General features: G+C 44.8%; 24 protein-coding genes. 6 read left to right on the top strand and 18 right to left on the bottom strand.

Going from position 1 to position 22008, the window contains the following annotated elements; all coding sequences use genetic code 11:
• Positions 1-2 precede the first annotated feature (2 nt).
• Genes ACQY3H_RS01645 through ACQY3H_RS01635 form a run of 3 tightly spaced genes read left to right on the top strand, consistent with a single transcriptional unit; the run spans position 3 to position 3090 of the window.
• Positions 3-1955 (top strand): heavy metal translocating P-type ATPase, encoded by a 1953-nt coding sequence (locus tag ACQY3H_RS01645; protein WP_428074195.1) that lies wholly within the window; start codon positions 3-5, stop codon positions 1953-1955.
• Complete coding sequence (gene queF, locus ACQY3H_RS01640; RefSeq protein ID WP_428074193.1) at positions 1952-2359, top strand: preQ(1) synthase; 408 nt, start codon at positions 1952-1954, stop codon at positions 2357-2359. The genes ACQY3H_RS01645 and queF overlap by 4 nt, the downstream gene beginning before the upstream one ends.
• Positions 2356-3090: a hypothetical protein gene (locus ACQY3H_RS01635; protein ID WP_428074191.1), complete on the top strand. Its 735-nt coding sequence runs from the start codon at positions 2356-2358 to the stop codon at positions 3088-3090. Before queF ends, ACQY3H_RS01635 begins: the two co-directional genes overlap by 4 nt.
• 48 nt (positions 3091-3138) lie before the next feature.
• On the opposite strand, the gene ACQY3H_RS01630 is transcribed toward ACQY3H_RS01635, so the two are convergent.
• From ACQY3H_RS01630 to plsY, 3 genes are read right to left on the bottom strand one after another with little or no spacing between them, the layout of a single operon-like run.
• The gene (locus ACQY3H_RS01630) at positions 3139-3402 is read right to left on the bottom strand and encodes an HU family DNA-binding protein (protein ID WP_428074189.1); all 264 of its coding nucleotides are present in this window, start codon (positions 3400-3402) and stop codon (positions 3139-3141) included.
• Positions 3403-3459: 57 nt separating this feature from the next.
• On the bottom strand, positions 3460-4464 hold the full coding sequence (locus ACQY3H_RS01625; protein ID WP_428074187.1) for an NAD(P)H-dependent glycerol-3-phosphate dehydrogenase: 1005 nt from the start codon (positions 4462-4464) through the stop codon (positions 3460-3462).
• A gap of 3 nt (positions 4465-4467) precedes the next feature.
• Positions 4468-5082 (bottom strand): glycerol-3-phosphate 1-O-acyltransferase PlsY, encoded by a 615-nt coding sequence (gene plsY / locus ACQY3H_RS01620; protein WP_428074185.1) that lies wholly within the window; start codon positions 5080-5082, stop codon positions 4468-4470.
• Positions 5083-5162: 80 nt separating this feature from the next.
• Here plsY and ACQY3H_RS01615 point away from each other — a divergent pair, with 80 nt between their 5' ends.
• Entirely contained in the window at positions 5163-6158 is a 996-nt protein-coding gene (locus ACQY3H_RS01615; RefSeq protein WP_428074183.1) for a trypsin-like serine protease, read from the top strand.
• A gap of 36 nt (positions 6159-6194) precedes the next feature.
• Here the strand turns inward: ACQY3H_RS01615 and miaA are convergent, their stop codons facing one another.
• Positions 6195-7139 carry a tRNA (adenosine(37)-N6)-dimethylallyltransferase MiaA gene (miaA, locus tag ACQY3H_RS01610; protein ID WP_428074181.1) on the bottom strand — a complete coding sequence of 315 codons (945 nt, stop codon included), beginning with the start codon at positions 7137-7139 and terminating at the stop codon, positions 6195-6197.
• Between the two features lie 108 nt (positions 7140-7247).
• Between miaA and ACQY3H_RS01605 the strand changes: the two genes are divergently transcribed.
• Complete coding sequence (locus tag ACQY3H_RS01605) at positions 7248-7811, top strand: type IV pilin protein (RefSeq protein WP_428074179.1); 564 nt, start codon at positions 7248-7250, stop codon at positions 7809-7811.
• Positions 7812-7869: 58 nt separating this feature from the next.
• Here the strand turns inward: ACQY3H_RS01605 and ACQY3H_RS01600 are convergent, their stop codons facing one another.
• From ACQY3H_RS01600 to ACQY3H_RS01540, 13 genes are read right to left on the bottom strand one after another with little or no spacing between them, the layout of a single operon-like run.
• Positions 7870-8334, bottom strand: a complete 465-nt coding sequence (locus ACQY3H_RS01600) for a PilZ domain-containing protein (RefSeq protein WP_428074177.1) — start codon at positions 8332-8334, stop codon at positions 7870-7872.
• 5 nt (positions 8335-8339) lie between these two features.
• Complete coding sequence (gene miaB, locus ACQY3H_RS01595) at positions 8340-9569, bottom strand: tRNA (N6-isopentenyl adenosine(37)-C2)-methylthiotransferase MiaB (RefSeq protein WP_428074175.1); 1230 nt, start codon at positions 9567-9569, stop codon at positions 8340-8342.
• A gap of 51 nt (positions 9570-9620) precedes the next feature.
• Positions 9621-11285, bottom strand: a complete 1665-nt coding sequence (locus tag ACQY3H_RS01590) for a glucose-6-phosphate isomerase (protein ID WP_428074173.1) — start codon at positions 11283-11285, stop codon at positions 9621-9623.
• Between the two features lie 38 nt (positions 11286-11323).
• Positions 11324-11776 carry a ribose 5-phosphate isomerase B gene (gene rpiB, locus ACQY3H_RS01585; protein ID WP_428074171.1) on the bottom strand — a complete coding sequence of 151 codons (453 nt, stop codon included), beginning with the start codon at positions 11774-11776 and terminating at the stop codon, positions 11324-11326.
• Entirely contained in the window at positions 11776-12333 is a 558-nt protein-coding gene (locus ACQY3H_RS01580) for a D-sedoheptulose 7-phosphate isomerase (protein WP_428074169.1), read from the bottom strand. The genes rpiB and ACQY3H_RS01580 overlap by 1 nt, the downstream gene beginning before the upstream one ends.
• Positions 12334-12345: 12 nt before the next feature.
• Positions 12346-13065, bottom strand: a complete 720-nt coding sequence (locus ACQY3H_RS01575) for a tetratricopeptide repeat protein (protein WP_428074167.1) — start codon at positions 13063-13065, stop codon at positions 12346-12348.
• Complete coding sequence (locus ACQY3H_RS01570) at positions 13062-14834, bottom strand: BatD family protein (protein WP_428074165.1); 1773 nt, start codon at positions 14832-14834, stop codon at positions 13062-13064. Before ACQY3H_RS01570 ends, ACQY3H_RS01575 begins: the two co-directional genes overlap by 4 nt.
• A 1-nt stretch (position 14835) precedes the next feature.
• Complete coding sequence (locus ACQY3H_RS01565) at positions 14836-15489, bottom strand: tetratricopeptide repeat protein (RefSeq protein WP_428074163.1); 654 nt, start codon at positions 15487-15489, stop codon at positions 14836-14838.
• Between the two features lie 9 nt (positions 15490-15498).
• Positions 15499-16524 carry a vWA domain-containing protein gene (locus ACQY3H_RS01560; protein ID WP_428074161.1) on the bottom strand — a complete coding sequence of 342 codons (1026 nt, stop codon included), beginning with the start codon at positions 16522-16524 and terminating at the stop codon, positions 15499-15501.
• 1 nt (position 16525) lies between these two features.
• Positions 16526-17653 carry a VWA domain-containing protein gene (locus ACQY3H_RS01555; RefSeq protein WP_428074159.1) on the bottom strand — a complete coding sequence of 376 codons (1128 nt, stop codon included), beginning with the start codon at positions 17651-17653 and terminating at the stop codon, positions 16526-16528.
• Entirely contained in the window at positions 17650-18558 is a 909-nt protein-coding gene (locus ACQY3H_RS01550; protein WP_428074157.1) for a hypothetical protein, read from the bottom strand. Before ACQY3H_RS01550 ends, ACQY3H_RS01555 begins: the two co-directional genes overlap by 4 nt.
• Before the next feature lie 2 nt (positions 18559-18560).
• The gene (locus ACQY3H_RS01545) at positions 18561-19451 is read right to left on the bottom strand and encodes a DUF58 domain-containing protein (RefSeq protein ID WP_428074155.1); all 891 of its coding nucleotides are present in this window, start codon (positions 19449-19451) and stop codon (positions 18561-18563) included.
• 21 nt (positions 19452-19472) lie between these two features.
• Entirely contained in the window at positions 19473-20456 is a 984-nt protein-coding gene (locus tag ACQY3H_RS01540; RefSeq protein ID WP_428074153.1) for an AAA family ATPase, read from the bottom strand.
• Between the two features lie 144 nt (positions 20457-20600).
• Between ACQY3H_RS01540 and ACQY3H_RS01535 the strand changes: the two genes are divergently transcribed.
• A complete protein-coding gene (locus ACQY3H_RS01535) occupies positions 20601-21050 on the top strand; it encodes a C-GCAxxG-C-C family protein (RefSeq protein WP_428074151.1) in 450 nt (149 codons plus the stop codon).
• A gap of 48 nt (positions 21051-21098) precedes the next feature.
• Here the strand turns inward: ACQY3H_RS01535 and ACQY3H_RS01530 are convergent, their stop codons facing one another.
• A complete protein-coding gene (locus ACQY3H_RS01530) occupies positions 21099-21935 on the bottom strand; it encodes a transglutaminase family protein (RefSeq protein ID WP_428074149.1) in 837 nt (278 codons plus the stop codon).
• Between the last annotated feature and the right edge of the window lie 73 nt (positions 21936-22008).

Raw genomic sequence — 22008 nt, 5'->3', positions numbered from 1 at the left:
TTATGACTCAGCCAAAAGCGGCCCGTGCTCCTTTCGTGCCGGCATCTTTGCAGTTGCCGTCCGGAGTATTTGTGTACCGTTTTTATCTGTCTATGGTACTCTTGGGCCTGATGTTATGTTTATTGGCGGTCCGATATTCCGAAATTAGTTTCTTTATTTTAGTGCTTATTAATACGTTATTTTGCGCTACGATTTTTGTGCGCAGTGCGTTTAAAGATTTGAGCAACGGACATATCGGTTTTTCGTTATTAGTAAGTGTAGTTGTATATGCCGGATTTTTATATTCGGCATGCCATACGTTTTTACGGGTGCCTGTTATCGGCCCGGTGGCGGAATTGTACTTATATGTCTCGTTCTTTTTAACGATGGCTCTTTGGGTGCAAATTCGGCGCACGCGTGCGCGCGAAGGGGCGAAAGTTTATATTAAGAAAATAGATGATTTTTTGCCCAAATCCGGCCGGATACTTAAGAACGGTAAAGAACAACGCGTATTCGCTGTTGAATTAAAACCCGGTGATGAAGTTTGTGTCCAACCCGGTGAGCGGTTGCCTTGTGACGGAGTTATTTGTAAAGGGCATACTTCCGTAGATGAACAATTGATGACCGGTAGCCATGTTCCGGCGTATAAGCAAGTCGGTAATACGGTATATGCGGGAACGATTAATAAGTCATCTACCATTTATGTACGGGTGGAAAAACCCCTGCCGGTCTGCGCCCTGATGAGTGTGATAGAGGCCGTTAAAAATAGCGAACTGCGCCGCAGTAATTTTTCGTCCCCGTTGGAAACTTATTCGGCAATTCTATTGGTTATTTTAGTCTTGGTAGCGGGGCTTAAATACGGGTTGGTATTGTCGCAACAAGGGATTTCGTCGTGGTTGTATAATAGTGGAATATTATTGGTAGTATTTGCATTGGGCGCGCCGTTGGCACTGTTGTTTGCGGATATTTTTCCGGTATTTTTTGCACGGTGCTTTGCCCGCAAAAACGGAATCGTGATTCACAATGAGCATGCCTTAGCCCAATTAGCATTGGCCGATATGGTGTTCTTTGATAAAACCGGTACATTGACGTATGGAAAATTAACGGTCAAACAAGTCTGCCCGGTTTCTAATCTCAAAGAAAGGGAATTGTTAGAAGCCGCTGCCTGTGCCGAACAACAAGCCGAAGGCCCGTTTGCTTCAGCCATTTTAACCTATGCCCAAGCCCAAAAAATTGTAGCACCGAAAAACGATTCGCTGGAATTGTTCCCCGGTATGGGTGCGCGGGTACATTACGGAAAGCATACGATACTTGCCGGACGCATTCCTTGGATGGAAGAACAAGGCGTTACGCTACCTAAAGAAATTTACCAAACTCCGCATACTGTGGTCGCGGTGGTGAAAGATAACGTCTATTTAGGATATTTGGTGTTGGTGGATAATTTGCGTACAGGTGCCCGGGAAACGATTGATTATTTGAAAAAGAAAAAGAAAGAAATTTTGCTTATTTCCGGGGATAACGAACCGGCCGTTGCCGCTGTGGCGGGGGAAGTGAATATTCAAAAATACAATGCCAATGTGCTCCCCAAAACGAAAGCGGAAATTGTGGGTAATTTACGGGCCCTTGGCAAAAAAGTAGTAATGGTGGGCGATGGTTTTAACGACATTGTGGCTTTGTTAAAAGCCGATATGTCTATTGCGTACGAAACGGGACAAAATGTATATGCCAACTGGGTAGATGTAGTGATTTCTCGGTCTGATTTGTATCCGCTTACGTTACTGTTAACTATCAACCGTAAAATTCGCCAAACCAGTTTGACCAATGCCGTATTATCCGTTGTACTGGGACTAATATGGGTAGAATTTTTGTTTTATAGTGCGCCGCACCAACCCGATTGGCGTTGGCCCGTCGGGGGGAGTTTGGCAATTATAGGAATTATATTTTTAAATTCAATGAGGTTATTAAGAATCAAATGACAAATAAAGATATTGACTTCGGTTATACTTCAGACCACGCCCGCAAAAATGCCGATGCGGTTTTGCCGGAAATTCAATGCTGGCCCAACCAATATAAACGGGACTATGATATTAAAATTGAACTTCCGGAATTTACGTCCGTTTGCCCGAAAACGGGCCTACCGGATTTTGGCACGATTACCATAGAATATATTCCGGACGAATTGTGTTTGGAACTCAAATCGCTTAAATACTATTTATTAGAGTACCGCGATATGGGTATTTTTATGGAAAATATCGCCAACAAAATTTTAGATGATGTCGTAAAAGCCTGCAAACCTAAATGCGCTACCGTAACCGGAGTGTTTACGCCGCGCGGCGGGTTGCGTTCGGTCATTACGGCTAAATACGAGAAAACAAAATGAACCTATCAAAGATTGGAATGCAAGTGATGGTCGGCGCGATTTGCTTTGTAGCAGGCGCGGCGGCTATGCAAGTATGGCACTCGCATCAAACGCGGCAAGATGATGCGTTACTGTCTGAAGTGGGGGAAACGCGAGCCTCGGTGTGGGTGTCAGATATGAAAGATGCATCCATCGCCCCGGACATGACGGATGCGGATGCTCCCGCGGCGGAAGTACAGCGCGTAACAGTACCGTCCCAATTGTCTAAAATAGATATTCAGGACGTGGAAGAAGTGTTGCCTAAACATGGTGACGAAACGCAAGCGGCTAATGATAAAAATGATGACGAGCCACATTCGGTTGTTACCTTGGATGAATCGGCGCAAGTAACGTTGCAAGTGCCTACAAAACCGGCCCAACAAACCACTTCTGCGGATACCAAAATTTCTATGATAGAAGCCCCTGTCAAAGCGACATTGATTAAATCGTTAGACGATTATCGCCAATTTAAGCGGCGTGCCCGCGGGAATTATCCCGAAGTCAATTTTGCCAAAGAACAGTTGCTCGTTTTGGAATCAGAAAGCAACTTGCCGGATAAAGTATTTGATGTAACTACCGTGCAAGAGGTGGATGGAAAACGTGTTGTTTCGTACCGGGTAAGTGTGTTTGGGCTGGATAAAAAAATCAATACCCATAGCGTTGTAATCGTGGATAAAAAAGACTTACCTTTGGAATTAAAACAAGTCTTGTAGACGTTATTTTCTTTTATAAAACCCCCGGTTTAATTGCCGGGGGTTTTATTATTTCTTTAAGATATTTTCAGACGGCTTAAAGCGTACTTTTTGCTTAGCGGGAACTTGTACTTTTTCGCGTGTTTTGGGGTTGTGGCGTGTAACGGGGCGGGCCGTTTTAAGTTGGAACGAGCCGAAATTACTAATCACTACTTTCCCGTCTCGTTTTAAGCCGTGTTTAATAATATCAAATACACTATCCACTGCCGTTTTGGCGAGTTTTTTGTCAATTACTTTCCGGGTTAAGTGCCGGATCACATCATCTTTATTCATTTTAATTTCCTTATTTACCGATAAAACTGCCTGCGTCGGTTGGGCGCAGGCTTATATCTATTTATTTCCCCGGTTGGTAAAACCCATCGCGTGCAACAACACACACGGTTTTTTGCCTTGGCAAACAATCTGCCAAATAGCGTCAATGATCGGGGTATGTAAATTGTTTTTGCGGGCAATATCGTACACGCTTTGTACGGAGTTGACACCTTCCGCAATAGTGCCGACTTCTTTTTGTGCTTCTTCTAACGTCAGCCCGATACCTAATTTTTCACCTAAGCGGCGGTTGCGCGAAATGGCAGACATGCCTGTCAAAATGGCATCGCCAAACCCGGCTAAACTGTAAACGGTTCCCGCCTGTCCGCCTTGGCTGACTAAAATATCGTTCATCTCGTGCAAGGCTTGCGTAATAAGCGCGGCTTTGGTATTAGCACCGTCGCCGATACCGTCAATTACCCCGCAGCCGATAGCCATCACGTTTTTAATGCCGCCGCCATATTCTACGCCGCGGCGGTCTTTGGCCGGTACTACAATAATCGGCCCGCCGTTAAATACTTCGCCTATTTGTGCGACTAATTTATCATCGGCCCCCGCAAGCATAATTTTGGTAGGGACATTTTGCGCTACTTCCAAAGCAAAACTCGGCCCGGAGAAAGCGAGCACTTTATCTTTAAGTTGCGGAAGTTCTTCTTCTACAATTTCACAAATGGTTTTGAATGATTTGTCTTCAATGCCTTTGGACGCGCTGACTACCGGTACCACACGACCGTTTAAGAGCGGTTTTAACTGCTCGCGGCAAAATAAGCGAATGGCTTTAGATGAAATGACAAATACAATTAAATCGGTATTTTCCATCGCTTCGGCAACGTTGCCCGTTAGGCGGATATTATCGTGAATCTTGAAATTAGGAATATTAGGGTGGCGGCCCATGGTTTTCAGGGCATTAAGTAGCGTTTCGTTATATTCCCATAACGTAACGGAAAAGCCTTTTTTCGCCAAATGTTGGGCAATTACACTGCCCCAAATACCCGCCCCAAAGACGGTAATATTACGGATGTTCATAAATTATTTTCTCTTTTTGGCGCCGTCTTCAAATTTGAGTTCTTTTTGCGCCAGCAAGCGTTTAATGTTCGGTACGTGTTTATAAATTACAAGCGCCCCGATAGCCGTTACCATCAAATTGACAGACATAGGATGATTTCCAATAAAGAAACTGCATAGCGGAAGCACGATACACGCACAAATAGAACCGATAGAAATACGGCCCCATAACGCTACGCACACTACAAAGGAAGCAAATGCAATGGCCGTGGGCCAAGGCAGTAATGCGGCAAATACACCGGCAGACGTTGCAACGCCTTTGCCCCCGCGGAATTTGAGATAAATCGTCCACATATGGCCCAAAATAGCAATTACACCGCACGCAATAGCCACCCAGTAATAGTCCGGGCAGAAGTGGCGGGCCATACACACCGGGATGAACCCTTTTAGCGCATCAATCAAAAAAGTAGAAATGCCGGCCCATTTACCGACGATACGGTACACGTTGGCCGCGCCCGGATTGCCCGAGCCGTGTTGGCGGATATCAATATGCATCACCCGTTTGGAGATGAGATATCCGGTGGGAATAGAACCTAAAAGATAACTAAATAAAATGAGCAGGGTTATTGTAATCATCATATATATCATTATATTATATTTGGGGCGTATTTTTTATGAAAAAAGTGGTTTTTTTTGTCTTTTTTATATACACTTAAAGTATGAAGAAACTGATTTTTTGCGTATTAAGCACATTTGCCTTCTTGCCGCTTGTGGCGCAAGAAGATTTTGCCGCGCCCAAAGTGAACGAAGATGCATTTTTAATTCAAAAGGAAATTTCCACGTGGCGTACCGATAAAGCGAACAATTCCCGGGTAGCCGTATATAATTGCCAAGCCGTTCGTTTGTCACGCGAGTGGTTCTTGACGGCGGCACACTGTGTGTATAATTCCTGCAGGGATGGGTTGCCTTGTACCGTACAAATTACGCTTGCCGAAGGTGAAATGCGTCAAATGGCGCGGATAAATCATACTACAACCGCTAAAACGGTATTTATTTATTCCGGGTTTTTCCCGGGGCAAAACCGCATTAGCAGTACGGATGTGGCGTTAATTAAATTAAGCGGTGCAGAATATTTTTATGATTTTTGGGATAGCGAAACACAACAATGGTTGGCTATGTCCCGTGCAGAATTTGAAAAGAAATTGTCCGAAAGTCCGGAGACAAAAGCCCAATTAAATGCGATGGGCGCGCGGCTAATCGGGGCGGCTAATTTGCCAAGCGCCCGTTTTCTGCCGCAAGTTATAGTGCCGAAAATGACCGATGGAACGTTATCCTATTTGTCATCGGCGGGGGATGTGTTTTTTGTGAAAGAACTTCAACATTTCGTTTCGCCTGATTTTGGAGTGCGCCCCGGTAATAGCGGCGGAGGAATATTTACACCGTCGGGCGATTTGGCGGGGGTGGTGTCGTCTCTGTTATATACGCCTGACGGAAGTGTTTCTTTTAAAAACGACGACGGACAAACGTTAGTTACGTTGCAAAATGCCCGCGACTACTTTTTATTTACCGGGTTTAACGGTTCTACCTTAAATTTTATCCGTAGTTGGGTGCCGAATTTGCGGGTGATCGGTGCGGAAAACGGTTTTATTGAGCCAACCGATAAAGATTTCAAAACAATTATCAAAAGCGTTAATCAAAGTTCGTTTGCTATATAATATTGATAGTTATTAAAAACCCGGTTTGAGTTTGGCTCAAGCCGGGTTTTTGTATGTGTTAATAATACGGGTGGTTAGTTGGGATACATCAAAATCTTCCGGACGTTCAAGCGGCAAGTGCAACGCCTGCGTATAGCGGTTAAACCACGTTCGTTGGCGTTTGGCGTATTGGCGCGTGAGTGTGATAATTTGCGTAAGGGCTTCTTGGCGGGAAAGTTCGCCTTGCACAAATGCAACGGCTTGCGGATATCCTAAACTTTTTAACGCGGGGATGTCCGGCGCGTAATTGGCCGCAAGTAATTCCCGTGTCTCTTGTACCATACCATCAAAAATTTGTGCGGTGCGCTTTTCTATACGTTGTTGTAAGGCATCTTTTTGCCAATCTAAATAGACAAAAAGACCTTTTTCTTGCTCGGGAAGTTGGAAAAATTTTCCGCTTTTTAAGGTGCTGGCGGGTTTGCCTGTAAGTAAAAATAATTCTACCGCGCGCATGGTACGTTGGACGTTTCCTACCGGAATGTTCGCCGCACTAACAGGGTCTATTTCTTGCAAACGGGCATGCAACCCTTCTTTGCCTTTTTCGGCGAGGATAGTTTCTACCGCGGCGCGCGACGTTGGCGTAGAAGCGGGCAAGTCGTCCATGCCTACAAAATATGCATGTAAATACATACCCGTCCCGCCCGCAAAAATAAGCGGAGTGTGGGGGGCGCCGGTGGCAATTTTTTTTGCTTTTGTACAGAATGATCCTGCGTTAAATGTATCGGTTACATCTAAAAAATCAACCAAATGATAGGCGATACCATCCACCCGATAGACGCCGTTTTGCCACGTGCCTTGCGGTTTGGCGGTGCCGATAGTCAGCCGCTTATACACTTGGCGCGAATCAGCCGAAATAATTTCGCCGCCCAGTTGCTTGGCAAGAGCAAGGGCAAGTTCGGTTTTTCCGCTGGCCGTCGGACCGCACAAAATAATGGGTTTCATAGATATATTGTACTTTTTTGGCAGAGATTTCGGCGCGTGCAAATTTTACTTGATATCATTTTTTTGCTATATTTTATTAAAGAAATGTACTGTAAAAAAGGAAATTTTATGCAAAATACAAAACTAAACAGACTGGGCGGTTTTACGCTCATAGAATTATTAGTGGTTGTTTTGATTATCGGTATTTTAGCAAGTGTGGCGTTGCCGCAATATCAAAAAGCGGTGGAAAAATCACGGGCTACACAAGCGTTAACGTTACTGAAAGCAATCGCGCAATCTGCGGAAACTTATTATATGGCAAATGGGACGTATGCTACTAAATTTGATGAATTGGATGTGGAAATCCCCTGGACAGGAACAACCAAAGGAATGACCGATGCTGCCGGGACGGATGTGGTATCTAATAATGATTGGTCTGTACAATTGTATAATCTGCCTGTCCAACACGCTATTTATGTAACGCGCCTGACAGGACCCTATAAAGGTGCCTCGTTCATGTGGTTTTTTCTGGGGGATAATGCTCACGGAATTTATCCGTTGGAGCAAATTGTATGTTATGAGCGCTTTGATAGTGGTGTCGTATTTACAAAAAGCAGAGGCGATTACTGCCAAAAGATTTTGCACGGAACACAAATTGCCGCTAATTCCCCGATGTTTACCATTCCGTTTTAACAACTAACCCCCGGTTTTAATACCGGGGGCTTTTTTTGCGAAGGTAAATCAAGTACAACTATTCAAATAAACTTTCGTCTTTTTGAATTTTGTTGCAGATTTTGTTGCACTTGCACGTCTTAACGCACGGTTCGGGCAGTTTTAACAAGATGCGTGTATCGCAATCGTTAAAATCGTCGGCCATTTCGCTGATGACTTTAGCGTGTTTGGCGGCAAGTTTCAAAAATTCAATACCAATGGTATAGACGTTTTCGCGTTCTTTTACCCACGCAAGTCGTGCTTCCACTTCCATTTTTTCGGTGCCGGGCAGTTGTAAACTGATAGAGAAATGATCGGCCAGCGGCGCGCCTAAAAAACTAATCATACGCATGCCGGAGGCGGACAAGTCGGCTAAAATGGCCACGAGCGACACTTCTTTTCCGTCCGGGGTTTTATAGTGTAAATTGACGGGTTCAATTAAATTGCTAATCACCGGCATACGCGGGTGACGGCGTCTTTCGGATCCTACATTTTTTTTAGTCATAGTTTTTACCTCGCAATCAGTAATGTTCCGACGGCTTTTTCCACCGTCAGTTTGGCTACACTTCCTATGGGATACTTGCCACCTTCGGCTTTTACCCAAAAACTACCCGACGAGCGGCCCTTGTCCGGTGTTTCAAAAAGCACTTCTTGCGTTGTGCCTACTTGTGCCCGGTAAGCGTTCTGGGCCAAATCTCTTACTTTATTTAACAAATTTTCAAGCCGTTGTTCCAGTATTTCTTGCGAAAGTAATTTCATTTGTGCGGCTACGGTGCCTTGGCGGGGGGAGTATTTATAGCAATAAGCCGTAATAAATCCCGCTTCGTCTACGAGTGAAAGCGTTTGTTTGAAATCTTCTTCCGTTTCCGTCGGAAATCCGACAATTAAATCGGTAGAAATTACAAATCCCGCTGCTTGCAGTGCTTTAATTTTTTCCAGTAAAATTTCGCGCGTGTAACCGCGTTTCATTTCTTGTAATACTTTGGTAGAACCGCTTTGGGCGGGCAAGTGTAAATGGCGCGCGATTTTGGGGTTATCCTTCACGGCGGCTAAAAATTGCGGCGTAAAATAAATAGGATGCGGACTGGTAAAACCTACGCGCACCACCCCGGGGATTTCACTTGTTTTGTTGAGCAAATCGGCAAAGGAAACAGCCCCGTCTTGATAGGCATTGACCGTCTGACCAAGGAGCATAATTTCTTTGGCGCCGGCGGCCACTTTGTTACGGACGTTTTGTAAAATTTCTTCATGCGGTAAACATTTAATCGGGCCGCGTACGCTGGGCACAATGCAGTAAGTACAGGCGAAATTGCACCCGCGCATAATGGTAACATATCCTGTTAAACCGGGCGGTAACGTTTCGCCTTGCGAGGTTTGCGGGCCGAAAAGTCCGCTTTCATCTAACATATCCGAAAAATGTTCAATGCCTTTGGCTCCGGATAAAATATCTAAAAACGGATATTTTTTTTGTAGGGTTTTCCCTAACCGTTGTGCGGCGCATCCGGCAAAAATAATACGCCGGCCGGCACGTTCTTTTTTCCATGAATTAAGACGGCCCAAAAAAGATACGGCTTTATGTTCGGCATGGTCACGTACGGTACAGGTGTTAATCAAAACGGCATCGGCCTCTTCCAAATTATCGGTACGTAAATATCCGCGTGCCGATAAATGAGCGAACATTTCTTCGGAATCGGCAATGTTCATTTGGCAACCGTACGTTTGAATAAACACTTTTTTCATACGTTTTTATCAGAAAAAAGAAGGCGGTTTTTAGCCCGCCTTCTTGTTAGATTAGAATAAACTGCTGATTTTGCGGATGCTTTCAACAAGCGGTTGAGCCAAATGAACTTTAATGACGCGGCGTCCTTTAGACTCTAACGCTTGGAAGTCTCCCAGCGCTTGGGCATTGCACAGTTGCCCGAACGTGTACTTTTGCCCGGGGATTTGAATGTCATGTTCGGCATCGGCGGAGAAAATAATGAATACTCCGTTATTGCCATCCCCTTTATACAACTGCCCGGTAGAGTGCAAATAGCGCGGCCCGTACCCAAACAAAACGGCGCGTTTGGTGCGTTGGCGAATTTTATCGCGTAATTCGTCTAATGCTTGCGCCACATCGGCAGACGGATATACATACGGTAGTAACGCTACATAATCGTTGCTTTCCAAAATAGAATATACGTCTTGCGCGAGCGTCTCTAATTTGACTTCGTCCGCAATATCTTCGGAAACCAAAATCGGAGCCTGAATCTCCGCCGGGATATCTCCGTCGGCCAGTTTGGCAAGCACGTCTTTGGTCATGGTTTTAGATTCTTGCACATTGGGTTGGTCAAAAGGATTGATGGCTAAAATCGCTCCCGCCGCCGCTGTGGCAATTTCCCACAATAAGAATAATGCACCTAAATGATACGGAGTAGGTACGTCAATCGTCATAAGCGGGGTTTCATGTTCATCTAATTTGGCCGCAAAAGAGCGGAGGTGTTTATCGTCTTCGCTGCCGGTGGATAAATGAACAAAGAAACGGTCTTCGCGATAGTCAAAATTAGTGCGGATATGTTCGCCGGCAACCGGCACAATCCCTTTTCCTTCTTTGCCGGTAGATTCGGCGACTAATTGTTCCACCCACAAGCCAAAAGTGGCCAAATCTTTGGGCGTAAGCAAGGTTAATTTGTCGCGGCTGTGGTTGACGTTGCACGCCCCCATAAAAGCCCCTAATTTAAGCGCCGCATTCTCTTTGACCGGAGTTTGCGGGCCAAACGATTTGGCTTCTTCTTGAGCCAGCAAAAGTAATTTGTTTACATCCACTCCCATCAATGCCGCCGGAACAATCCCAAAGAAAGATAAAGCGGAGAAACGGCCGCCGATATCGGCAGGGTTCAAAAAGATGTGGCGGAAATGATGTCTCTTGGCCAATTTTTCCAACCCGGTACCATGGTCTGTAATAGCGGCAAAATTTTCGCCCGGTTGTTCAATACCGGCTTTTTTAACTTCGTCAAAAAAGTAAGCAAATTGAGAAGACGGTTCCACCGTTCCGCCCGATTTGCTGGCAAAAATGAAAAGCGTTTCTGCCGGGTTAATGCGGGCACGTACGGCGTCTATCCAATCGGGGTTAGTTGTGTCTAACACGATAAGTTCGGGCCAGTTATTTTGTTTGCCAAATACCGTGCGGAAAACTTCCGGCGCGAGCGAAGAACCCCCCATTCCCATCACAATACAATATTTAAAATGTTCTTTGACGTCTTGGGCAAAAGTAGTAATTTCTTCTAAATGTTCCAAGGTAAATTCATAGACTTTTTGCCAACCTAAAAATTGGACAATGAAATCTTGACTTGGTTTATCTTGCTTCCACAAAGAAGCGTCTTTGGCCCAGAACTTTGTATTGAACGACAAATTTTCAAGTCTGATTAGTCCTTCGCGTACAATACCTTGAGCCAAGGGGTTTTCATGTGTATTCATAACTTTTTCCATCCTCTTTATAAAGACCAAAACCGGTCTTATTTAAAATTGTTTTTTTCTAACGTCAATACTTTATTTAAGCGGCGTAAATGACGTTCTCCATTAGAAAATGTAGCACTTAAAAACCGCGTCACCAATTCTTCAGCGGTGGCCGGCCCGATAATGCGGGCTCCTAAACACAGTACATTTAAGCCATCGTGTTCTACCGCTTGCTGGGCAGAATAAGCATCGTGGCAAATACTGGCCCGAACGCCTTTAACTTTATTGGCGGCAATACAAACACCTACCCCGCTGCCGCAAATCAAAATACCCCGTTGGGCTTGTTTGTTGGCAATGGCCTTGGCGACTTTTTCGGCATAGTCCGGATAATCGGTGCTTTGGGCAGAAAAAGTGCCGCAATCTAATACTTCGTGGCCTAAACGTTTTATTTGTTCGGCTACGGTGTCTTTTAAGGCAAATCCGGCGTGGTCACAACCTAATGCTACTTTCATTAATAAGCCTCATCTACAAGTTCACACATACAATGTCCCATAAAAATATGACACGCTTGCACATGGGGCGTGTTATTTACGGGGACAATTAACGGTAAATCACAAATGGTTTTAATAGTGCCGCCGTCTTTACCCAAAAAGGCCGCGGTAAAACAACCTTTTTGTTTGGCCAACGCCAACGCTAAATATACATTTTTGCTGTTGCCGGAAGTGGAAATGCCGATGACGACATCCCCTTTTTGGGCAAATCCGTCAATTTGACGGGAGAAAACGACATCATAGGAATAATCATTGCCGATAGCCGTAAGTGTGGATGAATTGGTGTTCAGCGCTAGCGCAGGTAAAGACGGACGTTCTTTTTTGAAACGGCCTACAAATTCAGCGGCTAAATGTTGGGCATCGGAAGCACTGCCGCCGTTCCCCATCAAAATTACTTTATGACCGTTTTGAAATGCTTTGACAATTTCAGCGGCTAACGTTTCTACTTTGCCGGCTAAATTCTCTTTGACATAGGTTAATGCGCTAATCAGTTCATCGGCTTGTGTTTGTACAAACATGGTTACTCCTTGTTAAATTTTTTCCAGAGCGTTTTTGTCTATCCACCCTTTTAACCCTTGGGAAGATACAACTACTTCATACCAAGAATCTTTATCATCTAAAATAGTAACTAAATGGCCTTGCCCGATATTGGCACTGGCCGGAAAATTTGTTCCCGGGCCGCTACGGATTTCGGCTACCGGTACGGCAATTACGGCGCGGTTTTCATTATCCTGTTGCAGGCGAAAATACAACCATCCGGCGCTCATCAACCAAATCACACATACAACGGTGAATGCCACAGACCATTTACGTCGCAATAAACAAATAATTACACAAATACAAACTGCCCAAAACAATACATATACTAAGCCTTTCAATTCTGCACTTGATAACGAAAAGAAAGCCTTATGTAAAATGACCGGTACTCCGGCGGGAACTAATTTCTCGCCACTTGCTTCTAACGTTAAGGCTAAATTGTGGCGGATGTCTTTATCCCGCGGGGCCAATCGAAAAGCCCGGTAATAATTGGCAACAGCCAACCCCCGGCTACCCATCTTAAAATAGCAGTTCCCTATATTGTAGTAAAGAAAAGGGTCGTTTGGGTAGTCTTTTAGGGCTGTTTCATATTCTTGCAAGGCGGCAGAGAACTTACCTTGCCGGTATAATTCTTCGGCAGATTGAAACGTATTTTGCCCATGAGCCAAACAGACCATGAAACAGATACAAATGGTTAAGATAAGACGTTTCATTTCATTTCTTCCTCAATTAGTTTTAAAATATCTAACGCTTGCGACGGTAAATCTACCGCGCTGGCGGTGCCGTCCGTTACCGGAGCAAACCGCTCTGCTTCTAATTGTTGCCACAAGAGAGCGAACGATTCTACGGTAGCGGGAGTCACTCCACTCTTTCGCAAGAGGATATTTAGTTCTTTTAAGGATAAACTCCCCGTAGGACGGCGAAGTTTACGTTGTAAATATTCGCTGATAATATCTGCCACCGCTTGGCAAGAAGTGGCTTTTTTAAGTTGGGCCTTGGCTGTAAGAAAGGCTTTCTTTTTGGCTAACGGAGCCCGGCCAAGTGCTACAAACAGAGCCGTTAACGCCATGATAATTAAACAAATCCAGTTGATGATGGGTACCCGACTTAATTTAGCCAATGCATTGTCTTGCGGGGCTTTAGCGGTTTTTAAGTAAGCAATATCTTGGGTTAACGTTTGTACCCCATTGCCTAAAGGATTGGCGGATGCAAAATTGAACCCGCCATCGGTTTTGGCGGCAGGATCCACCGTAATTTGAATGGGCGAAGTTTGCAACGTGCGGTACGCTTTGGCAGTAGGATCAAAATAAGACCATTTGAATCGCGGTAATGTGTAAATACCGGACGTAACCGGTACAAAAACAGCCTTAAATATCTTGTAACCTTGTATTTGACCATCGGATCCGTTAGCCGTTCCGGATGTGGCGGCAGCGGGATAAATTTTGAATCCGTCTAAAGCCGGAAATTCCAAATTTTGGGTGGCTTTTAAGTTTCCCGGCCCTTTGACCATGACGGAAACGTTAATGGCTTCTCCGGCCCGGACATGGGTAGGCTCGGCTTTGGCATGTATCATAAAATTATTCCCTACGGCTCCGTAAAAGGAGTTGGGTCTTCCTTCGGCGGGCAAGGGGCGAACGCGCAACGTAATAGGAGAAGAAAGGGCCGTTTTTTCCGGTCCGGCAGTAGAACCGCCGAAAATTCGGTCAAAAGCAGACAAGGCTGAATTACCTATATGATATCGTACTCCTGCCGGTCCAATGGTAGCCTCTCCCGGGGAAGCGGCCGTCACTTGATAACGTTGTTCATTATAGCGGTACGTGGTACCGTTGATAGCCTGAGAGCCTTCGCTGGATCCTTCATCTTCCATAAACAAATTAGATACATTCGGCTTTTGATAAGGAGCATCGTGAAATGCGCGGGAATAATAAAAACGAACTCCTAACGAAATAGGTTCATTGACATATGGGGTTTTATCGCTTACTGCTGAAATTAGGAAAAACGGCTCCCCTGAATGGGCATAGGCCTGTTTGGTTAACTCGGCTTGCAAGGGGGGTAAATTCGGATCAATTTGTATATTCGTTTGAATATTTCCCGCAGAGGTTGTTGCCTGATTGGTGGAATTGCGATAGATTCGTACGGTTACGGGTTCGGTTTGGTAGGTTTCGCCTTTGTATGTAAAAGTGACCGGGCCGATGGTTGCATTTCCTACAAAACGCGGCAACATTATATAACGAAATAACAACGAGGTTTCCCCGTTAATGGTATTTTGTTCCACTTCGCGGGAATAAACATTAAAGGCCGGCAAACTGGGCAAGCGGGGCATAACCACGTTGCCGGATACGCCGGTTACTTTAACTGTAAAAGTAAGTTCATCATCTAACGCCAGCGCGTTTTTATCTACATGTGCCGATAAATTCACTTGTGCGTGAACGCTGCACGTTACTAACAGCAAGATGAAAAATAAACGTAATTTTTGATACATATTACCAATCTTTTTCTATAAAATCGTCGGCCATATTGCCTGGTTGCCGATTGTATGATTTATGCTCTTGGTCTTTTGCCATTTGCATAACGCTGGCGGCCGCATCTTTTTGATCTTGCGACGTTTGTTGCTTATCGTTATCTGCCCCACCTTGGGAATTATTGTCATTTTGTTGGTTTTGCCCCTGTCCGTTTCCTTGATTTTGTTGTTGGTCTTTCGGTTTATCTTTGTTGTTTTGGGGCGATTGTTCCTGTTCCAAAATCAATTGTAGGTTATGTAACGCTTCTTTATCTTTCGGGTTTTTCAAAATTACTTGACGATAGGCCTGTTTGGCTTCGGTCATTTTTTTGTCGCGATAATAAGCATTTCCTAAATTAAACAAGGCGTCGTTTGTTCGCAGGGAATCCGGTTCGGCGGCTTGTTTGAAGGCCGATTCGGCAGCGGCATAGTCTTTTAAGTAATAAGCAGATGCCCCTGCTCCGATAGCGGCTTCTTGGTTATGGGGATCTGCTTGCAAGATAGCATTGTAAACCGCTTGCGCTTGTCCGTATTTTTCTTGCTTATATAACTTGCCGCCCGTACGCAAATCGGAACGGGTTGCTGCTTGAATCGGCAACGTGGTGAGTAATAAGCAGAAAATCATACATTTGCGCATATTTTTATTTTACCTTTTTTGTTCTTTGCGTGTCCGTTTACCGCGCGGCCATAATAAATAGCCGCTCAAACATAATAACGCTATTACCAAAGGCCATTGGTAACGGGTTTTATAGGCGGCATGTTTAGATAAGGCTGAATGGGTTTTATCTAAATCTCGTAAAGAATCTTCTACTTTGGCCGATACTTGGGCCGGCGAGGTGTAGGGAATATACGCACCGCCGGTGGCTTGGGCTAAAGCCAGCAAGGCATCTTCATCTAATTTAGAAACGACGGTGTTGCCTTGTTTGTCTTTTTTATATTCTAAAACATTCCCGGCAGCATCCATTTTATCGGGAATGAGTGTGCCCTCTTTTGTGCCGATACCGATAGCAATAATCCGGATTCCGCTTTTTTGGGCGGCTTCTTTAGCCGCGGCGATTTCTTCGGGGGAATGGTCTTCTCCGTCGGTTAATAAAATTAAGGCTTTTTGTCCGGGATACTTGGCCAACATATGGGCGGCCAGTTTAACCGGTTCGGCTAGCGAGGTTCCCGGTACCGGCAACATGTTCGGGTGCAACGAAGTAATAAAATAGCGTAAGGCATCTTCGTCAGTGGTAATAGGACATTGAATGAATGCTTTTGAGGTAAATGCAATTAACCCGATACGTTCGTCTTTTAAGTTGCTAATAAGCATCCGGAGCATTGTTTTGGCACTATCTAAGCGGTCCGGTTTAACGTCTTGCGCGCGCATCGAAGCCGACACATCCACCGCAATAACCGTTTGCGCAAATGATCCTTGTACTTCAATGATTTCCGTTCCCCATTGGGGCCCGGCTAAAGCGACAAATAAGAAAAATACCGCCAACACCATCAGCGCGGTTCGCCACTTGGTTTGCGGGCGTAAATCGGCAGTCAACTTTGCATAGGCTTGTGAACTAAATAAAATGCGCTCGGCTCTACGTTTAAGTTTCCCACCCAACCAAAACAATACCAATGCTCCGGCAATCGCCGGTAAGGCATAAAGTAAAAATAACGGACGTGCGAATAATTCCATATTAAGGCACCTTAATTAAGAATAATTTTTCTAGGATTAACCCCACCGATAAGAAACATAAGGCTAACCACAATAGCGGTTGGTATTCGTCTGTACGGTGAATATCGGTGGTGGCGGCAAATGCCGTTTTTTCTAATTCATTAATTGTATCGTAAATTTGGACGAGTTCTTTTTCGTTTTTCGCACGGTAGAATTTCCCACCGGTTAACGTGGCAATTTCCATTAGTAACGGTTCATTGATTTCGTCTTCTGCACTGGAATAGGCATCTTCTTTCGGGGTGGCGGCTGTTCCAATGGTATAGACGCGGATGCCGTATGTTTTAGCCGCTTTAGCCGCCATGACGGGCTCAATGGTGCCGGCGTTGGAATCTCCGTCTGTCAGTAAGATAATGATTTTACTTTTGGCTTTACTGTCTTTTAAGTGATTGGCCGCCACGGCAAGGCCGTCCCCAATAGCCGTATAATTCGGATCTACAATTCCTAAATACAAAGAAGATACATATTCATTTAAGGCTTCGTGATCTAAGGTAAGCGGGGCTTGCAACATGGCTACTTTAGCAAAGGCCACAATGCCGATACGGTCATTTAACCGCTTGGAAATAAACCGCAATGCTGTGTTTTGGGCGGCTGTAAAACGATTGGGATAAAAATCTTGCTTTTGCATAGAGGCCGATACGTCCATCAGTAGCATAATATCAATCCCTTCAGTCGGGGGAAGAACGGTGCGATCCACGCGTACCGGGTGTGCCAAAGCAGCCGTCATAAACAGTAACGCCAGCGTATAGAGTGTAGCCGGTAGCCAACGCGTTAACAATACGCGCAAGGAATTTTGCGCTACTTGTAAATGGGTTAGCGGATAATTAACCGTACGGGCAAACAGATTTCTTCCGGCACTATAAGCCCAAAAAACGGCCACCGGAAATACCAGAAGAATAAAGGCCCAGGGATGTAAAAATTCTACTTGTCCGTTTCCAAAACGGAGAAGCAATATACCGCAAATTCCTACCAGCATGCCGGTCACGCCGAGCAAAATTCCGCCCCATGCCCACCGGGCTTGCTTGGGTAGTAAGCGCAGACAAGCAAGAGAAACAAGAAATAAACAGAAGGATAGTAAAAATAAAGCGGTCATTTGGATGTCTCCTTAATGGATATTTCTTCGGGTTTGGGAGTAGTTTGCTGTATAATTTCCCGTAAAATCTGTACGTCTTTATTACGGGTAGTTTCTTCCGGTTCGGCTTTGGCAAATTTGACTAAATCACCGGACGCCAAAAAATCTTTTAAAGGGGGGAGTAACGGCTGCAAGGCCGGGGATTTTTTAGCGCGCAAAAGCAATTCGGCGGAGGTGTCGGCCGACGTGTCTATATGTAATTGCCGCCATAAATACTCGCGTAAAATATCACTTAGCGAAATGTAGAATAATTTGTAGGCTTTGCGTTCCCATAGTCCGCTGTTTAACAACGCGTCAATTTTAGAAAGTGCAATTTCATCGCAAGGGCGCGTGTCTTCTTGCGCGGCCACTTTTAGCCTGTTTTGTTTGCGGCTGTTGGCCCAGCAATACAACGCGTATATAATGGCTACCGTAACCAGAAAAGCAATCAGCCACGCTAACCACCCGATTGGGATATAAGCAGCGCGGATTTCGCGTAATTTTTTATCGTTAAAAATTTTAACGGGCGTAACGGTAATGGGTTGATCGTGAGTGGTTTTTGCTGCGGTTTTGCCGTTTTTGGTAAGTAAAAAAGTGACTGTAAACGTAGATTGATTAAGTGCAAACGGAATAGCCGATATCGTATAGACACCGCTGCCTGAACCGTTAGGAGTAAAGGCAGATTGGGTAATTTCAAAATCTTCGGGGAGTGTATCTTTATCCAGCGAAATTTCATAATCAGGAGTATAAGACAGCCGATAAGACAAATCAAACGGTTGGGCAAACGGAATTTGGGCGGGGGCTTGTACTTGCTGTACCGCAATTTCCTGTGCGTTGCCTAACGTAAACGTTGTAATAAAAATGAGTAATGCCCCTATTTTTTTCATTATTATCTCCGCAATTTTTTGGCCCGCTGCTTGAAGAATGCAATCACCGGATCCGCGGTGTCCTGTGCTGTATCTACGACGATAGGTTCAATTTTGTACGGGTTGAACAGGTGTCGCAATTGATTGTCGTGTTCTTGGTGGTAATTATCCAAAGCGGCGTTTAAGTCGCCGGAAGATAAACTTAAAAAATCGCTTTCGCCGGTTTCGGGGTCGGTTACATCTATACAAACCCCTAACGACGGCAAATGCCGTTCTAATTTATCCTGTAAAATTACCGGAATTAAATCAAATTTTTTCGCGGCCAGCCGAAACGGTTTAGCAAACGACGCTAGCGGCGCGATAAAATCGGAAATTAAAATTAAAATTCCCTGACGTTTGATAACTTTATTAAGCGTTTCCAAACTCATACCGATATCGGTACCGGTGTGTTTAGGCTCAAACGCTACCACTTCGCGAATTAAGCGCAAAATGTGTTTTTTCCCTTTGCGGGGGGGAACATACAGTTCCACTTGGTCGGAAAATAACAATAGCCCGACTTTATCGTTGTTTTGTAAAGCACTTAATGCAAATAGAGCGGTAAGTTCGGCGGCGGCTTCCTGTTTGAGTTTGTCTGACGAACCGAAATGTTGTGAGCCGGAAACATCACACGCGATAATTAAGGTTAATTCGCGTTCTTCATTATATTTTTTAACGAAGGGAGTTCCGGCGCGGGCGGTTACGTTCCAATCAATAGCGCGTACATCGTCGCCCGGGATATATTCGCGCACTTCGGCAAATTCAATACCTTGCCCTTTGAACGTGCTTAAATATTCTCCGGCGAACGTTTCGGATACTAATTTGCCCGTTTTGATTTCTATTTGACGGACTTTTTTTAGAATTTCCGCGTTGTCCACGCTGTTACCCCCGGCGAGTTACTACGGTACATCTACCGCATCAAAAATATGTTTGACGATTTGTTCGGATGATACGTTTTCGGCCTCGGCTTCGTACGACAACAACACGCGGTGGCGCAAAACATCCACTCCGATAGCCTTGATATCTTCCGGCGTTACATAGCCGCGTCCGTTCAAGAACGCATAGGCTTTGGCGGCTTGTGTTAAGAAAATGGTGGCACGCGGGCTGGCCCCGTAGGCAATAAACGATTTTAATTTTTCAAGTCCAGCGGCTTTCGGGTCGCGCGTGGCGAACACGAGATCTACGATATAATTTTTGATTTTTTCATCAACATAAATAGTATCTACCACGCTGCGTGCCTTTATAATCATTTCCGGCGTAACTTGCGTGTTAAGCGCGATGGGTTGGTGACTGGCCATGCGCTCTAAAATCATCTTTTCTTCTTCTTTAGTCGGATAGGAAATTACGACTTTAAGCATAAAGCGATCCACTTGCGCTTCCGGAAGCGGATACGTCCCTTCTTGCTCTACCGGGTTTTGGGTAGCCAGCACCATAAACGGTTTGGGGAGTGGGTAAGTTTTTTCGCCGATGGTTACTTGGCGCTCTTGCATGGCTTCTAACAAAGCACTTTGCACTTTAGCAGGAGAGCGGTTAATTTCGTCGGCGAGAACAAAGTTAGAAAATACCGGTCCGCGTTTAGGGTAGAAGAGCCCGTCTTTGGGGTTAAAAATCAGCGTTCCCGTAATATCGGCGGGCAGCAAATCAGGGGTAAATTGGATGCGTTGGAATTGGGCATGAATGGCTTGCGATAATGTTTTTACGGCGAGCGTTTTGGCTAACCCGGGGACACCTTCAATTAAAATGTGTCCGTCTGCCAGTAGGGCCACGAGCATTTTTTCCACCAGGTCTTCTTGTCCGACGATAACCTTGCCGACTTCGTGTTTAAGATCTTGCAGAAATAAACTTTCTTGTTGTACTTGTTTGTTTAAGGTGGTGATATCCATAATTTCCCCCTGTATAAATTTGGCCTGCGCCGAGTATTTACCTATATTATAGAAAACGAGGAAAAAGTTTGAAAGAGGTTTTTTGGATTATGGCGTCAATAAAGAGAAACGGTGCTGTTGATTAATTTATGCTATCATACCTATATGACTAAAGCAGAACAAGCCAAACAACTATTTTTAGACGGTTACAACTGCGCACAAGCCGTATTTTGTGCGTTTGCGGACGAACTTGGGATAGACCAAAAAACGGCTCTGTCCCTTTCAGCCTGTTTCGGTGGCGGACTTGGACGGCAACGCGAAGTCTGCGGGGCTGTCAGCGGAATGTGTATGGCACTATCCGTAAAGTATGCTCCTAAAGATCCGACCGATCAACTCGCTAAAGCACAATTTTATAAACGTGTGCAAGAGGTGTGCTTGCAATTCAAAGAAGAAAACGGTTCAATTATCTGTCGCGAACTGTTAGGGTTGCCCGCCGGACCGTCTGTCCCCACGCCCGAAAAACGTACGGACGCGTATTACCAACATCGTACGTGTGCGGATAAAGTAAAATGCGCAGCGGAAATTTTAGAGAAATATTTGGCAGAACAAAAATAAGAAATGTTGCGTCAAGAAAAAAATATCCCGCTTTTCGGCGGGATATTTTTAATTCTTAATAATTTCTAAATAATTGCGCAAGTAAGTAAGCCGTCTAGTATCGTGTACTTTGTTAAGTACGAAAATCATATTGGCAATAAACCGCCGCACGATTTGACGGGACGAAAGCGGCACTGTAAATTCATCATTCCAAGCCAGTTGGCGCGATTCTAAATAAGAACGGCAATCTTCTTGCGTAAGCAGTTTCCCGTTGTCTAGCGGGTCAATAAAAAAGGATTGATCTTGCTGAAAATCTTGCAAATGTACCAAAACGCGGCCGGCTAAATCAACGATACTAATATCTAATCCGTAGCGGGCCCCTACGACGGAATATAAACAGGCCGCACACAAACCGGAACCTCTGCGTGTACGTAAAAAACGTGCAAACGAAATATCTTTTACATTCAGTAAAGTAGGCAATGGTTTGAAACCAAGTGTGTCAAAAAAGTAGTGCCCTAAAATAAGTGCAATTTCCGTATATCCGGTAGCGTTTAATAAGGCTGGTCGCAAGGCGCGGGCTACACCGTCAATAGATTGAGAAATGTGTTCGTTGGATGAGCCGGGCTCGGTAAATTGGGATAATAATTTCAAACCTTCTTCTAAATCGGGATTGATTTTGGCTGAAAAACACGCCAGTGAGCGGGCGAGTTCATCCCAGTAAATTTCTTCTAACGCATGAACAACATGCAAGGGGGCATCCGTGGAAAATTCTTCAGCCAAAGCGGTCTTTACTCCGACGGGATCTTGTTCTAACGCGTCGGCGATTTCTTTACGAACCAGTCGGCTGTGGGCGTCTGTTTCGTTAGAAAGGAGTTTGAGTAATGCTTTTAGCCGCGTATTTTCCATATATATAACATACCAAATTGAACGATGTTTTTCCACTCTTTTTTTAGGGTTATCTGCCGTCGGAAAATAAAAA

The sequence above is a fragment of the Candidatus Avelusimicrobium luingense genome, from assembly GCF_902757105.1.
Lineage (GTDB): Bacteria > Elusimicrobiota > Elusimicrobia > Elusimicrobiales > Elusimicrobiaceae > Avelusimicrobium > Avelusimicrobium luingense.
This window is presented reverse-complemented; position numbering and strand designations above follow the sequence as displayed.

Coding starts and splice junctions, on each gene's coding strand:
- ACQY3H_RS01645 (WP_428074195.1), top strand. CDS start 3: ATGACTCAGCCAAAAGCGGCCCGTGCTCCTTTCGTGCCGGCATCTTTG.
- queF (WP_428074193.1), top strand. CDS start 1,952: ATGACAAATAAAGATATTGACTTCGGTTATACTTCAGACCACGCCCGC.
- ACQY3H_RS01635 (WP_428074191.1), top strand. CDS start 2,356: ATGAACCTATCAAAGATTGGAATGCAAGTGATGGTCGGCGCGATTTGC.
- ACQY3H_RS01630 (WP_428074189.1), bottom strand. CDS start 3,402: ATGAATAAAGATGATGTGATCCGGCACTTAACCCGGAAAGTAATTGAC.
- ACQY3H_RS01625 (WP_428074187.1), bottom strand. CDS start 4,464: ATGAACATCCGTAATATTACCGTCTTTGGGGCGGGTATTTGGGGCAGT.
- plsY (WP_428074185.1), bottom strand. CDS start 5,082: ATGATGATTACAATAACCCTGCTCATTTTATTTAGTTATCTTTTAGGT.
- ACQY3H_RS01615 (WP_428074183.1), top strand. CDS start 5,163: ATGAAGAAACTGATTTTTTGCGTATTAAGCACATTTGCCTTCTTGCCG.
- miaA (WP_428074181.1), bottom strand. CDS start 7,139: ATGAAACCCATTATTTTGTGCGGTCCGACGGCCAGCGGAAAAACCGAA.
- ACQY3H_RS01605 (WP_428074179.1), top strand. CDS start 7,248: ATGCAAAATACAAAACTAAACAGACTGGGCGGTTTTACGCTCATAGAA.
- ACQY3H_RS01600 (WP_428074177.1), bottom strand. CDS start 8,334: ATGACTAAAAAAAATGTAGGATCCGAAAGACGCCGTCACCCGCGTATG.
- miaB (WP_428074175.1), bottom strand. CDS start 9,569: ATGAAAAAAGTGTTTATTCAAACGTACGGTTGCCAAATGAACATTGCC.
- ACQY3H_RS01590 (WP_428074173.1), bottom strand. CDS start 11,285: ATGAATACACATGAAAACCCCTTGGCTCAAGGTATTGTACGCGAAGGA.
- rpiB (WP_428074171.1), bottom strand. CDS start 11,776: ATGAAAGTAGCATTAGGTTGTGACCACGCCGGATTTGCCTTAAAAGAC.
- ACQY3H_RS01580 (WP_428074169.1), bottom strand. CDS start 12,333: ATGTTTGTACAAACACAAGCCGATGAACTGATTAGCGCATTAACCTAT.
- ACQY3H_RS01575 (WP_428074167.1), bottom strand. CDS start 13,065: ATGAAACGTCTTATCTTAACCATTTGTATCTGTTTCATGGTCTGTTTG.
- ACQY3H_RS01570 (WP_428074165.1), bottom strand. CDS start 14,834: ATGTATCAAAAATTACGTTTATTTTTCATCTTGCTGTTAGTAACGTGC.
- ACQY3H_RS01565 (WP_428074163.1), bottom strand. CDS start 15,489: ATGCGCAAATGTATGATTTTCTGCTTATTACTCACCACGTTGCCGATT.
- ACQY3H_RS01560 (WP_428074161.1), bottom strand. CDS start 16,524: ATGGAATTATTCGCACGTCCGTTATTTTTACTTTATGCCTTACCGGCG.
- ACQY3H_RS01555 (WP_428074159.1), bottom strand. CDS start 17,653: ATGACCGCTTTATTTTTACTATCCTTCTGTTTATTTCTTGTTTCTCTT.
- ACQY3H_RS01550 (WP_428074157.1), bottom strand. CDS start 18,558: ATGAAAAAAATAGGGGCATTACTCATTTTTATTACAACGTTTACGTTA.
- ACQY3H_RS01540 (WP_428074153.1), bottom strand. CDS start 20,456: ATGGATATCACCACCTTAAACAAACAAGTACAACAAGAAAGTTTATTT.
- ACQY3H_RS01535 (WP_428074151.1), top strand. CDS start 20,601: ATGACTAAAGCAGAACAAGCCAAACAACTATTTTTAGACGGTTACAAC.
- ACQY3H_RS01530 (WP_428074149.1), bottom strand. CDS start 21,935: ATGGAAAATACGCGGCTAAAAGCATTACTCAAACTCCTTTCTAACGAA.